Origin of the sequence: Vibrio sp. Evd11, assembly GCF_900382755.1 — a bacterium.
GTDB lineage: Bacteria > Pseudomonadota > Gammaproteobacteria > Enterobacterales > Vibrionaceae > Vibrio > Vibrio lentus.
This window is the reverse complement of record NZ_OSDX01000031.1, coordinates 40,031-52,992: the sequence shown is the minus strand read 5'-3', so window position 1 is coordinate 52,992 and position 12,962 is coordinate 40,031. Positions and strand designations below refer to the sequence as shown.

Annotated in this window: 12 protein-coding genes; 2 read left to right on the top strand and 10 right to left on the bottom strand. The window is 42.0% G+C overall.

Going from position 1 to position 12,962, the window contains the following annotated elements; genetic code table 11:
- Nucleotides 1-142 precede the first annotated feature (142 nt).
- The 3 genes from ED652_RS14265 to matP all read right to left on the bottom strand — a co-directional run bounded on the left by ED652_RS14265 (nucleotide 143) and on the right by matP (nucleotide 1,343).
- Complete coding sequence (locus tag ED652_RS14265; protein WP_122055240.1) at nucleotides 143-454, bottom strand: hypothetical protein; 312 nt, start codon at nucleotides 452-454, stop codon at nucleotides 143-145.
- Nucleotides 455-558: 104 nt separating this feature from the next.
- Complete coding sequence (locus tag ED652_RS14260; protein WP_076672107.1) at nucleotides 559-867, bottom strand: DUF3634 family protein; 309 nt, start codon at nucleotides 865-867, stop codon at nucleotides 559-561.
- 20 nt (nucleotides 868-887) lie between these two features.
- Nucleotides 888-1,343: a macrodomain Ter protein MatP gene (gene matP, locus ED652_RS14255; protein ID WP_017106977.1), complete on the bottom strand. Its 456-nt coding sequence runs from the start codon at nucleotides 1,341-1,343 to the stop codon at nucleotides 888-890.
- 188 nt (nucleotides 1,344-1,531) lie between these two features.
- On the opposite strand from matP, the gene ED652_RS14250 reads away from it, so the two are divergent.
- Nucleotides 1,532-3,184: a Lon protease family protein gene (locus tag ED652_RS14250; protein WP_122055239.1), complete on the top strand. Its 1,653-nt coding sequence runs from the start codon at nucleotides 1,532-1,534 to the stop codon at nucleotides 3,182-3,184.
- 70 nt (nucleotides 3,185-3,254) lie between these two features.
- Nucleotides 3,255-3,770 (top strand): bifunctional 3-hydroxydecanoyl-ACP dehydratase/trans-2-decenoyl-ACP isomerase, encoded by a 516-nt coding sequence (gene fabA / locus ED652_RS14245; RefSeq protein ID WP_029223508.1) that lies wholly within the window; start codon nucleotides 3,255-3,257, stop codon nucleotides 3,768-3,770.
- A 252-nt stretch (nucleotides 3,771-4,022) separates the two neighbouring features.
- On the opposite strand, the gene rmf is transcribed toward fabA, so the two are convergent.
- From rmf to pyrD, 7 genes are all read right to left on the bottom strand, one after another.
- Nucleotides 4,023-4,196 carry a ribosome modulation factor gene (gene rmf / locus ED652_RS14240; protein WP_017074275.1) on the bottom strand — a complete coding sequence of 58 codons (174 nt, stop codon included), beginning with the start codon at nucleotides 4,194-4,196 and terminating at the stop codon, nucleotides 4,023-4,025.
- Nucleotides 4,197-4,356: 160 nt separating this feature from the next.
- On the bottom strand, nucleotides 4,357-6,063 hold the full coding sequence (locus ED652_RS14235) for a DUF3466 family protein (protein ID WP_122055238.1): 1,707 nt from the start codon (nucleotides 6,061-6,063) through the stop codon (nucleotides 4,357-4,359).
- A gap of 9 nt (nucleotides 6,064-6,072) precedes the next feature.
- Nucleotides 6,073-7,989 carry an ABC transporter ATP-binding protein gene (locus tag ED652_RS14230; RefSeq protein ID WP_122055237.1) on the bottom strand — a complete coding sequence of 639 codons (1,917 nt, stop codon included), beginning with the start codon at nucleotides 7,987-7,989 and terminating at the stop codon, nucleotides 6,073-6,075.
- Nucleotides 7,967-8,227, bottom strand: coding sequence for a glutaredoxin family protein (locus ED652_RS14225; RefSeq protein WP_017106982.1), 261 nt, complete (start codon nucleotides 8,225-8,227; stop codon nucleotides 7,967-7,969). Before ED652_RS14225 ends, ED652_RS14230 begins: the two co-directional genes overlap by 23 nt.
- 25 nt (nucleotides 8,228-8,252) lie before the next feature.
- Nucleotides 8,253-10,373: a bifunctional 23S rRNA (guanine(2069)-N(7))-methyltransferase RlmK/23S rRNA (guanine(2445)-N(2))-methyltransferase RlmL gene (gene rlmKL / locus ED652_RS14220; RefSeq protein WP_076678184.1), complete on the bottom strand. Its 2,121-nt coding sequence runs from the start codon at nucleotides 10,371-10,373 to the stop codon at nucleotides 8,253-8,255.
- Between the two features lie 571 nt (nucleotides 10,374-10,944).
- Nucleotides 10,945-11,493 carry a cell division protein ZapC gene (locus ED652_RS14215; RefSeq protein ID WP_017086279.1) on the bottom strand — a complete coding sequence of 183 codons (549 nt, stop codon included), beginning with the start codon at nucleotides 11,491-11,493 and terminating at the stop codon, nucleotides 10,945-10,947.
- 239 nt (nucleotides 11,494-11,732) lie between these two features.
- Nucleotides 11,733-12,743, bottom strand: coding sequence for a quinone-dependent dihydroorotate dehydrogenase (gene pyrD, locus ED652_RS14210; RefSeq protein ID WP_017106985.1), 1,011 nt, complete (start codon nucleotides 12,741-12,743; stop codon nucleotides 11,733-11,735).
- Nucleotides 12,744-12,962: the final 219 nt, after the last annotated feature.

Sequence of the window (12,962 nt, the reverse complement as noted above, 5' to 3'; positions counted from 1 at the left end):
ATAGCCTCAAGGAACAATCACCACCGCCCTAGGCGGTGGTTTTGAGGAGCCAATAAAACTAATATTAATAGAAATTAGAGATTGGTTCACGTAATTGTTTCAATAAAATTAAGGTTGTTTAGTTATAGTGTATTATGTTTGATTATTCTGTGATATGGAGGCGGATGTACTTTTCAGGAAAGCTGTATTTGAATTTTTTCTTCCTCGGTAAGTGCTTTTTAGCTTGTTTGCATGCTTTGCTGTCGCCTGATGCCCTAACCTTTTTAATTATGGCATAACCTTTAGAGTGCTTCATTTCTATCATCAGGTCGCAATAACCATCAAAATCAACATTACTCTTGTTAAGCCCTTTCAGCACTGTGACTTTGATTTTTTTGGCTACAGGGTTAGTTAATGCATCATCGGCGAGTAAGCTTGGCGACGTAAAGCATAACAAAAATACGAGATATTTCATACTGTTCTCAACTATGTGGCGTTGAAAACAGTATGCAAATTATTGGGAGAAGTATGAGGTTAAATTAGTACTAGAGATTGGTAAGCAAACCATAGTTTCAAAAGTTATGCCTTCTTTGAGCCTTTAGATTTGAAACCATTGTGAGGAAATACGTTTCGAATACGTTGTTGAATATTCTTAGGAATATCTTTCGTGAACTTCAGGTTATAACCTGAACGCTTTGCGTAAACCTTAAGCTCTCCTTGAAATGCATTGTTGTGGCCGATTTCTTGAAGGTTGTGCTTAAAGCTAGGCGGTAAATGCCCTTTTACTTGTTCAATCGCACCTTCTTTGAACTTTATCTTCAGAACCGGCCTATCAATTGCGACGAGCCAAAAAACCAATACGGCTCCGATTAAGATTACATACATCATAATGCCACCACTATTACTGCTTATTTGTCGTCGGAAAGAAGTTTACTCAAATCTTCTTTGAGACTGGTTACTGTTTTGCTGGCCTGCTCACTTCGAGACGCTTCACTAACCAAATACTCTATCGCATCAGATAACGTACAACCGAGCTCGTTTGCTCGTTGAGATAGCTTTTCCCAAACGCGATAATCAAGGTCGATAGACTTCTTCTTAGTATGAACTTGTTCGGCGTTGAAGTGACGTTTTCGCTTGGCTCTGATCGCTTGTTTAAGCTTGTTATCAAGCTCTGGCGACATGTTATTTGAGATCCACTCAAGAACGCCTGTAGGTTGGTGTTCTAGCTTCAACAAAGCTTGCACGGCAACATCAGCTTCACTTGAATCAATATGGCAAGTGATCGAATCACCTTCTTTCCATTTTTTTACCAGGTAGTTCCATTTCCAACCACATTCTAAATTTTCAAGCTGCTGATATTTCATGTCTAATCTCGAGAGTTAACCTAGTGACAGCGTAACCCATAATGGGTTATTTAACAATTATTGTCTTGAAAGAATAGACCAAGATCATACTTATATTAGCTTAGTGTTTAGTAACTACAACATAGACCTATATGACTCCCCGCTTTTTCTATATACTCCCTACCTTATTATCATAATCAGACATTTAAATGACTCAAGTAGATTGGCGACATGTAACGCCTCAGTACAATGAATATAGCGCTCAACTAGAGCAATTCCCTGACATCTCTCCTTTCACATTCTCAGATATTCAACATAGATTTAGAGATGCGCTAACCCGTTTTGTACGCCTATCCAATCTTTCACGAGTTCTACTTGTTAATGCGCCTGACAATTCGATCTATCGTCAACTCATCGTTGAATCTTTAACGACGGAGTTAAACAACGAAGCTCAGCCTGTTGTAAAAACCGAATCTTTAAATGCAGCCACTTTGTTTGACCAAGTTCAGTCTAAAAATGGTGACATTGTAGCAACAAAGCCAGGCCTACTTTCTAGAGCAAACAATGGCTATCTGGTTGTTTCTGCCAATCTGATCCTAGCAAACCCAGGAAGCTGGCTATTATTGAAATCAGCGCTTCTCGGTGAAGCTGTTGAGCCAATTAGCAGTTTTCCTGAACATCTAAATCAGGCACCTATCGAGGCACTGACATACAACATTAAGTTGATTGTTGTCGGAGACCGCGCTCAACTTGGTGATCTGGATTATCTAGATGGCGATATTCAAACAGGGTTTTGTCTATTCAGTGAAATAGAACAAGATATTAAGCTCTCCAATGAAAGCCTAATGCAATACCTTGGCTATCTTAAGTGGTTGCAACGTCGCTATAACCTTCCAACGATAACTCAAGAAGCTTTGGTAGGAATCCTAACGGCAGGCGCAAGAGAAACGGAAGATCAGAGCTACATACCGCTATGTCCGATTTGGCATAACGCGCTGTTGAATGAAGCGCTCATCGAAGCAAATGGTGGTGACATTGATATTCACCATATTCAGCAAGCTCAACAACACAAATACAACCGCGAGTCTTACCTTCCTGAACGTGCCCTCGATGATATTCGAGATGGCCAAGTCATCATCGAAACTGAGGGTGAGCAAGTCGGCCAAGTTAACGGCCTGACGGTTATTGACGTTCCTGGACACCCTATTTCTTATGGTGAACCGGCTCGTATTTCCTGTGTTATTCATTTTGGCGATGGCGACATTACCGATGTAGAAAGAAAAGCAGAGCTTGGTGGCAACCTTCACGCTAAAGGCATGATGATCATGCAAGCGTTCGTAAGCAGCGCGCTAAACCTTGAAGATCCGTTGCCATATGCTGCTTCTGTTGTGTTTGAGCAATCATACTGCGAAGTTGATGGCGATAGCGCTTCCCTTGCTGAGCTTTGCTCTCTGGTAAGTGCTTTGTCGGAATACCCTATTAATCAACAAATAGCGGTAACCGGTGCTGTCGACCAATTCGGTCGTGTACAAGCCGTTGGTGGGCTAAACGAGAAAATCGAAGGCTTCTACCATGTGTGTAAACACAACGGGCTAACTGGCGAACAAGGAGTGATCCTTCCAAGATCTAACTTAAGACATCTTGCTCTGAAGCCAGACCTAATTGAAAGCATCAAAAACGAAGAATTCCATATTTGGTCTGTCTCTAATGTAGATGAAGCTATTCCTCTTATTATGAACGCACCATTTAGAGACGAAAAACAAGAAAGCGTTCTGAGTAAAATCGCGGAACGTATTGAAAACTTTGAAAGACATGAACACCCAATTGGAATTGTTAGACGCATTAAAAACTGGTTTGTCTAGTACTGATCGGACTTGTTTAGCGTACACCTGTTCACTAATATGCACCTATCAAAAATCGGAGTAATTGATAATGCAAAACAAACGTGATTCTTACACTCGCGAAGAGCTTCTAGCATCAAGCCAAGGCGAACTATGGCCAGAAGGCCCTCAACTTCCAGCACCAAACATGCTAATGATGGATCGCATCACTAAAATGTCTGAAACTGAAGGTGATTTCGGTAAAGGTTTGATTCTTGCTGAGCTGGATATTACTCCTGACCTATGGTTCTTCGATTGCCACTTCCCTGGTGACCCAGTAATGCCCGGTTGTCTTGGCCTAGATGCAATGTGGCAACTTGTTGGCTTCTACCTTGGTTGGGTTGGCGGTAAAGGCAAAGGCCGAGCTCTAGGTGTTGGTGAAGTTAAATTCACTGGCCAAATCCTACCTACAGCTAAAAAAGTGACTTACGAAATTCACATGAAGCGTGTTGTTAATCGTCGCCTAGTAATGGGCCTTGCAGATGGTCGCGTTCTTGTTGATGGTAAAGAGATCTATGTGGCTAAAGACTTGAAAGTTGGTCTTTTCCAAGATACATCTGCATTCTAGTTTAATAGTTAGATTTTTAATAAAGCAGCCAATGGTTGCTTTATTTTTACGCCAACACCTTTAGTTATAGTGCATTAAAGTGTGACTAAATAACTCTGATCAATTATATGTCCACCAGCGAAACAATCTTAAATCACTTTATAAACGGCCCATTCGAGGTTTATAAGGCACTGTATAACTCTCAGAAACTAACAAGGCTCCAGTTGTTTAATCACAACATGGAGCCTTGACCTTTGAATATGTTCGCCCTATCTACTTATAGAGACCTGAATGCTTATCATCTTTGGCATCACGCCAACCACCTAGCCAATACGATTTAGAATCCATTTGGCTATATGGGCAAGCTTCTTGTGACCTGCCATTTAAACCAGCTTTGTAACCTTGAGATTGTGCTCGTTCTAGGCGATCACGCTTTTGTCTCTTCATAGTGCAGTCCTCATACGGGTGTTCGTTTACTAACATACAATGATTACAACTTCGTGGAGTTTTGTTGACTCCAACTTTAAGAATCGACCACTTTTGAACTTTTCTCAAGGCGAAAAAAAGCCCAAGTTCAGAATTGTGAACTCGGGCTCAAGAGATAAAATTATTTAAATTTTCTACGGAACCCTAACAGGCCAAGTACAGTCAGAGCTAACCAACCTAGGCTACCGCCTTGACGATCAACTTTATGTTCATCCATACCACGAGCTTGAATGTTAGAAGCATCACTCCCTTGTTTAGGAATCAATTTAACAGCAACGATCTCTTCAGTAGTCGACGAAGACTCTGCATCATTACAATAAGAATTGTGTGCCGTTGTGTCATAAGGGCGCGCGGAACCGTTGACGGTACATCTAATCGCAGTCGCTGAAATTACACCAGCATCATTAATATCTGAAGCATCGATAATTCGATATTTGTTATTGTTTCCAGAAGCATTACCGTCGTTTGTTAAATCATCCAGCCACCAAGCTTTATTGTTAAACAAGCTAGCTCTGCTTGCTTCTGTACCAGTCGCTTGATATGGATAAATAAAGCCTCGATGGCGTCGCTGCTTACCACCGCTTTCACGGATAGTTTCTGAGTCAATCTGACCAACAATTTCATTGAAGTTATTAATTCTACCGATTTTTCCTCCCGCACCATTAAAGAAAATAGATTGTGACCCATCGTTTAAGAACTTAGCACGACTCCATGTATCATTACCTTCATACGTAGACACAAACAATTTATCAGGAAAAGCGCCATTCTCCGCATTACTCTTATTATACAATTTAGCTTGTCCAACAATATTAAGGTGCTTGTTAATAGAACTCCCCGTCGAATTAGCATATGTGTCATCATCACCAACCTGAGAACCGTCAATCACTCTCTTGGTCCAGGATGCAGGAAGTGCGTTAGTATCAGAAATATAAACTGTCGCATTCATATGCTGATCATCGTAAGTATTGTAGCCAACCGCATAGATTTTAGTCCCGTCAACCGCAAAGTCCCTCAAGCTTCCTTGTGCTAGAAGCTCATCTTCTTCTTCCTTAGCTTTGGAATCCCAATCTAGCAATTGAGTATAGGATGAGTCCCAAATCGCAGCTTTAGAATTATAGGTGTTAAACGGTGTGGAACCCTCGTTTTCGTTTGAACGAGCCGTCGAAACGCTTCCTACAGTATAAACTCCATCAGTAGCCCATGCTCGTGATTGAACGGGAGTACTTGTCACATCCCCCCCAACAGTAACAGAAGGGAAAGCTTGGTTACGCTCAACAACAGAAGTACTGCGGTTCCCTATAGCTTGAGCATTGGAATCTAGAGAGTTGATTACCGTATTAAGACCCGAAGGCTCAATTTGCCCAGTCGAACCTTCAACAAAAGCTTTGAAATTAGATTGGCCGTTTCTTTCACGCTCATAAGCATACCAATATTGATCACCCCAGCCCCCCGATGTATCACAATTATCATATCCTAAGTAATCTCTACAATACGAACGAAAATAATCAGAGCCATCATCAGTTTGTGCGTAATAAAAAGCATTATCCGAACCAAAAGGCACTTCCTCTCTATGGCTCAACCCTTCAACACCTTGACGAGCTTCACCTGCGAGCAAATATCCATCACACTCAGACGCTGTCGCATTCTCATCAAAGCATCCAAGTGTACCAAGAGTGCTATTGCTAGAATCTTGAATTGCAACACCATGAACTTCATTGCCTGATACAGGGCTGTCCACTTCAATAATCGTATAAAGCGCAGCGTTGGCATTAGTTGCAGCAAAGACTAACGCTGCAACTGTTGTTAATTTAAATTTAGTACAAGTCATTATTACTTCTTAACTTTCCTGTTGTAGTGCCTCGAGCTCTTCCCAGCGCTCAAAAGCAACTTCAAGCTCCTGCTCTACTGCAGATAGCTTATCTAAAACTGGTTGTGTCTGCTCTACAGATTTTGAGAAGAAGTCTGGATCATTAACTTCTTGCTGCAGAGTTTCAATCTCGGTTTCCAATTCTTCCAAACGCAAAGGTAACGTTTCTAATTCTCGTTGTAGCTTATACGATAACTTCTTAGGTTTAGCTTTAACTGGCGCAGTTTTGGGAGTTTCCTCAACAACTTTCTCTGCCTTTGCTGGCTTTTCAGCCTGACGATACTCCAGTGCTTGTGCTCTTTGTTTCTGAGCATCGTGGTAACCACCAACAAACTCTTCAACTACACCGTTACCTTCAAATATCCAACTTGTCATTACCGTATTATCAACGAACTGACGATCGTGGCTCACGAGAAGCAACGTACCCTCATAGTTGGCAAGCAAATCTTCTAAAAGTTCCAATGTTTCGATATCTAAATCATTGGTAGGCTCATCGAGAATCAACAAGTTATTCGATTTAAGGAAAATACGAGCTAATAACAATCGGTTTTTCTCGCCACCAGACAGTGCTTTAACAGGGGTACGAGCACGTTTAGGAGAGAACAAGAAATCTTGTAAGTAGCTCAGTGCATGACGCTCACGTCCGCCGACTGTTACTTCTTGCTTACCATCAGCCAGGTTATCAATCACCGACTTCTCAGGGTCTAGAATTTCACGGTATTGGTCGAAGTAAGCCACTTCCAACTTAGTACCACAATGCAAGCGACCCGAATCAGGTTTAAGCTGATCAAGAAGCAGTTTAAGAACCGTACTCTTACCACAGCCATTTGGCCCGATAAGTGCGATACGATCACCGCGCATGATGTTGAAACTAAAGTCTGTAACGATCTCTTTGCCTTCAAATGCAAAGTTAAGGTTCTCTGCTTCAAATACGATTTTACCTGAACGTGTAGACGTATCGATTTGGATATTCGCTTTACCTTGTACTTCACGACGATCTTGACGCTCTTCACGAAGCTTTTTAAGAGCACGAACACGGCCTTCATTACGCGTACGACGCGCTTTGATGCCTTGACGGATCCAAACTTCTTCTTGTGCTAGCTTTTTGTCAAATTCAGCGTTTTGCATCTCTTCAACACGTAGCGCTTCTTCTTTCTCTAGCAAGTAGTTGTCGTAGTCACCAGGGAAAGAACTTAGCTTGCCACGGTCAAGATCAACAATGCGTGTTGCCATTGATTTGATGAAAGCACGGTCATGCGAGATAAAGATGATTGAACCACGGAAATCTTTTAAGAAAGCTTCTAACCATTCGATCGTTGCTACGTCTAAATGGTTGGTAGGCTCATCAAGCAATAATACGTCAGGGTCGCATACAAGCGCACGTGCCAGTGCGGCTTTACGTTGCCAACCACCAGACAGTTCCGTCAGTTTGGTATTTGCTGTTAGTTTAAGAGCGGCAAGAACATTACTTACGCGATCTTCAAAACGCCACGCATTGGCATGATCCAATTTTTCTTGAACGCGAGTAAGACGGTTTAAATTCTTTTCGCTAGGATCTTCTGCAATCACATCAAGTAAGTTGTGGTATTCCTTAAGCAACTCACCTATCTCAGCTAAACCACCAGATACGTATTCGTAAACAGAGCCTTGCTCATTACGCGGTGGATCTTGCTCTAAACGAGATACAACCACATCTTGTGTGATCTGCATCTTGCCGTCATCCATGGTGATGTTGCCAGACAAAATCTTCATCAACGTTGATTTGCCTGCACCATTACGGCCAACCAAACACACGCGTTCGTTTTCTTGCAGTGCGAAATCCGCACCATCTAATAATGGGTGATCGCCAAACGCTAATTGCCCATTATGAATTGTAAGTAATGCCATTCTTCTTTAACCAATCGTTAAGTTCTAACAAGCCAAATGGCCAGTTAAGCTCTGAGTGTTGAGACAAGTCAGAGCTTTCAAATTTAAGTACCGGAATAGTGACCCCGTAACGGGAGAAGAGCTCATCATCCAATGCGATATCCACCACATTGATCTGATGACTTATATTCAGCTGTTCCGTGAGTTTGAATGCCATCTCACATAGATGGCACCCTTCTGTACTGTAGAGAGTCAGCACTATATATCCTTATACAATCTCTTAATTACTTATGAGTAATCAACCAGCAGTTATGAATGTGCTTGTTGCGAGAGAAATCCAGAGGCAACGTCTTAGACGAGATATTCTGAGCTTTAAGACCCAGCTCTTCCAGACCTTCCATATCCATCTTGAAATGACGCTTATTGTTAGAGAACACAATCGTGCCTTCTTCTCTTAGAAGACGCTTTAAGTCTTCCATCAACTGGATGTGGTCACGTTGAACATCAAAAGATTGATCCATACGCTTAGAGTTCGAGAATGTTGGTGGATCAATAAAGATCAAGTCGTAAGATCCTTGCTCTTTCGCCAACCATTGTAAGCAGTCAGCTTGAACAAATTGATGTTGACGACCAACACGGCTGTTCAGTTCCATGTTCTCTTTTGCCCACTCAAGATACGTGTTCGACATATCAACAGTCGTTGTAGAGCGAGCGCCACCGACTGCAGCATGAACAGAAGCACTGCCTGTGTAAGCAAACAGGTTCAAGAAGTCTTTACCACCAGCCATCTCACCAATACGACGACGAGTAATCTTATGATCCAAGAACAAGCCTGTATCTAAGTAGTCATGAAGGTTAACAATCAGCTTAACGCCGTATTCGTTTACTTCTAGGTTAGAAGAGTCTTGAGCCATCTTCTGATATTGAGAACGACCCTTCTGCTTCTGACGAACCTTAAGCACGACGTTGTTCGCTTCAACGCCAGTCACTTGGATAGAAGCACGGATGATATCGGTTAAGCGACGCTTAGCTTTGTCTTCCGGCACATCTTTAGGTGCTGCGTATTCTTGAATCACAAGGTGACCCGGGTATACGTCAATCGCTACATTGTATTCTGGTAAGTCAGCATCGTAGATACGGTAACAATCTAGTTGCTCTTTCTTAGCCCACTTACCGATTTTGCCGATGTTCTTTTTAAGACGGTTCGCAAAATCAGGCGCAATCAATTGTTCTTGCTCACCAGTTGGACGCTCAGACATAGGACGGTCAGAAATTGAGTAGTTCTTCTGGTGACACGGTAACGCACCGTTGTTCAGTTTGAACTGTTTGTCTGCACGCATGCGCAAACAGCTAAGTAATTCATCAGAACTTGAGAAGATAGAAGCGTTGCAACCGCCAAACTCAGCCTTCAGTTGAGCACCAAATGCTGTGTAGAGTGCAATCAAGCCAGGCTCTGTACCTAAACGCTCACCATAAGGCGGGTTTGACACAATCACACCATCATTGAACTCTGCAGGGCGTTTAAGCTTTGCTGCGTCACCTACTTCGAATTCAATCAACTCTTCAACGCCAGCGCGGCGTGCATTGTCACGCGCCGTTTTGATCATTCGCTCGTCATTATCGTAACCGAAGAACTTACATTCTACTTTCTTAACGCCACGACGGCCTTGAACGTTTGCTTCTGCTTTCACTTCAGCCCAAAGCTCAGGTTCGAAATCTTCTAGTGATTCAAAACACCATTTCTGACGTTTCACACCAGGTGCCATGTTTGCAGCCATCATCGCTGCTTCAATCACTAGCGTACCTGAACCACACATAGGATCTAGGAAAGGTTTCGTTGCATCCCAACCACTACGAAGAAGAATCGCTGCAGCAAGAGTTTCACGCAGTGGTGCGCGACCTGATTCTGGACGGTAGCCACGTTGATGAAGGCCACTGCCTACCATATCCACACCAAGAATCGCTTTGTCGCGATGCAGACGAACGTGAATACGAATATCTGGATTTTCTTTGCTAATAGATGGGCGCGGTAAAGACTTCTTCTCGAAGCAATCTACAACGGCATCTTTTACTTTCATCGCACCGTATTGGCTATTACGAATTTCGTTGTTCGTACCATTGAAATCAACAACGAAACGCTTAGTGCTATGGAATTGATTTACCCAGTTAACCGCAGTGGTCGATAGGTAAAGATCCATGTCATCCATACAAGTGAATTCTGAAAGGACACGTACAAATCGAGAAGCCAAACGGCTCCACAAACAACAACGATAAATTTGCTCATTGGTGGCTTTGAATTTAACACCTGCTTGAACAGGTTTTGCGTTTGTAATCCCTAGTTGGGTTAGTTCTTCAACTAATAAATTCTCAAGGCCATTTGAGGTAACCGCTAGATATTGATTCATAGTGTTCTTTTATTGATAAAAATGAGCTCGATTATACCTGAATTTGCTATTAGAGCATCACACTAAACTCGTCTTTTCATTGAATCTTTCTACTAACTGCTTAGCAAATGCTCAGTCATGAAGCGATCGCTTACTCGCATCCCCTTACAACACAACAACTCTCAATCTCACAGAAATAACACTCATCATTAGGCTTAAACTACCAAGTGCATTTATATTCACCTGTGAATTGGTATATACCAAGCAAGAATTAGCACTGAAACTTAGCAACAAAAGACCCAAAACAGGGAATAAACAGAGGAAATCCGCTATCGATAATGAGAGAATCGATCGAAATTGAGGTTAAAAAAAGATACGTTTTTTACAAATTAAATAAGTGAACAACGTCATTCAAATGAATGAACTACGTCGTATTTATTGAGATAGGCTTTTTTAGGCACAAAAAAAAATCGGCTATTAAGCCGATTATGGGGAAGGTATTACAGGTTTATTCGTAGCGATGGTTGGTCGAAATAATGCTCTAGTGACGCTCTAGATTAGAGAATAGAGAATAGAGAATAGAGAATAGAGGTTAACCCACCATCGCAATATGCGCTTGATGAAGGATGGCATTTGCGTCAGTCATTCTATCGTGCATGACTTTAATCGAGTCTCCAAAGCGTAACCCTTTTGAAGGCGTTAGGAGGAACTCTTCTAAGTCTACAAATGCACATAAGCTCGCACACTCTCCTACTTCTAATACAATGAAGTAACCAAGGCTATGCTCGTTATTCATTTGTACAATATCCCCTTCTTGAGGATATTCATGGCCAGCGCCTTGTGAGTCGAAGAACCAGCTTTTAGGCTGTACAGGCTTATGAAAACGCTTCGCGGCCACACAATAAAGTGCAAGCTCGGCTTGTCGTGGCTCAGACAGTTCTAAGCCAGAAATTTGTTCTTTGAAGGTTTGGTAAGAAGATGCATCATCAACAGTGAATTCATTATCTTTAAAAGCGCAGTCCACCAGCTTATTGCGGACCAGATTCGTTTTAAAAATCATATCCTCTCCGAGGTTTAGCATCAATGAACATTGCTGCTCATCGTAATACCAACTCCATGTATCGCTAGGTTTAAGCATCATTTCGTCTCACACTGTTGAACCATTCCGTTAGGTAAAACGCAAAATTACCTTCAATTACAGTAATTTTACTGCTCAACAGGCAAAAAAAAAGAGGAAATGAATTCCTCTTTCTTATCGCTTTTCTCTACAACTCAGTGAGTTACAGTGTCTCTTTTATCAAGACAATACCGGATTATAGATTTTCAGTGACGACTATTAGTTTTCAACCTATAGATCTTACGAACTACCGATTTTACGAACTATAGATTCTTAACGATGTCACGAACAAGGCCTGGACCTTTGTAGATGAAACCAGAGTAAACTTGTACAAGCTTAGCGCCTGCCATCATTTTCTCTTTTGCAGCAACGTAAGAGTCAACACCACCTACCCCAATGATCGGTAGTTGGTCACCTAGCTCTTGATGAAGTTTACGAACAACTTCAGTACTGCGAGATTGAACTGGACGTCCGCTTAGACCACCCGCTTCGTCACAATGCTTCATGCCTTCAACGATACTGCGATCCAATGTCGTATTGGTTGCGATCACACCATCGATCTTATTTTTGATCAATGATTCGCAAATCTGGCTAATTTCGTCATCACTTAGATCCGGAGCGATCTTAAGAGCAAGCGGGACATATTTGCCATGCTTCGCTTCTAATTCGGATTGCTTGGTTTTTAGTTCAGACAACAGATCATCAAGTGCTTCACCATATTGTAACGAACGAAGTCCTGGAGTATTTGGTGAAGAGATATTTACCGCAATGTAACCCGCGTATTGGTAAACCTTCTCCATACAGATAATGTAATCTTCTGCGCCCTTTTCAATTGGCGTGTCTTTGTTCTTACCAATATTGATACCTAAGATGCCGTCATAGTTCGACTTCTTAACATTCTCAATTAGGTTATCTACGCCTAGGTTGTTAAAGCCCATGCGATTGATAATACCTTCGGCTTCAACAAGACGGAACAGACGTGGTTTGTCATTACCTGCTTGTGGACGAGGAGTAACAGTCCCTACTTCTACAAAACCAAAACCCATTGCGCCAAATGCATCAATACATTCGCCGTTTTTGTCTAGGCCGGCAGCAAGGCCAACTGGATTTTTAAAAGTAAGACCCATGCACTCTACAGGTCGATGAGGTAATTGTTGGCGATACAAAAGATCAATAGGTGTGCCGGTGAAGCGTTTGAAATTTTGGATTGCAAGATCATGTGCCTTTTCGGCATCAAGTTGGAAAAAGCCAGTTCTGGCTAGACGGTAAAGCATTGTGCCTCCGATAGAAAAAAGCGCCGTGTAAACGGGGCGATATTATTTACTTATTTACCCAACTATTCAATCTATTACTGTCTGTAAGGGTAAGATAATCGAGTTTGCTAACGAAAGAGGTTTATTATTAAGCAAACGTTACCGTGTCCTCCAGTGAATGGTCCATTTGACTATCATTCAGTAACGAACATCGTTTAACTCGGCCAATTAGAAGCGAAC

Excerpts from the sequence above, each read along its gene's own strand:
- ED652_RS14265 (WP_122055240.1), bottom strand. The coding sequence starts at position 454 with ATGAAATATCTCGTATTTTTGTTATGCTTTACGTCGCCAAGCTTACTC.
- ED652_RS14260 (WP_076672107.1), bottom strand. The coding sequence starts at position 867 with ATGATGTATGTAATCTTAATCGGAGCCGTATTGGTTTTTTGGCTCGTC.
- matP (WP_017106977.1), bottom strand. The coding sequence starts at position 1,343 with ATGAAATATCAGCAGCTTGAAAATTTAGAATGTGGTTGGAAATGGAAC.
- ED652_RS14250 (WP_122055239.1), top strand. The coding sequence starts at position 1,532 with ATGACTCAAGTAGATTGGCGACATGTAACGCCTCAGTACAATGAATAT.
- fabA (WP_029223508.1), top strand. The coding sequence starts at position 3,255 with ATGCAAAACAAACGTGATTCTTACACTCGCGAAGAGCTTCTAGCATCA.
- rmf (WP_017074275.1), bottom strand. The coding sequence starts at position 4,196 with ATGAAGAGACAAAAGCGTGATCGCCTAGAACGAGCACAATCTCAAGGT.
- ED652_RS14235 (WP_122055238.1), bottom strand. The coding sequence starts at position 6,063 with ATGACTTGTACTAAATTTAAATTAACAACAGTTGCAGCGTTAGTCTTT.
- ED652_RS14230 (WP_122055237.1), bottom strand. The coding sequence starts at position 7,989 with ATGGCATTACTTACAATTCATAATGGGCAATTAGCGTTTGGCGATCAC.
- rlmKL (WP_076678184.1), bottom strand. The coding sequence starts at position 10,373 with ATGAATCAATATCTAGCGGTTACCTCAAATGGCCTTGAGAATTTATTA.
- ED652_RS14215 (WP_017086279.1), bottom strand. The coding sequence starts at position 11,493 with ATGATGCTTAAACCTAGCGATACATGGAGTTGGTATTACGATGAGCAG.
- pyrD (WP_017106985.1), bottom strand. The coding sequence starts at position 12,743 with ATGCTTTACCGTCTAGCCAGAACTGGCTTTTTCCAACTTGATGCCGAA.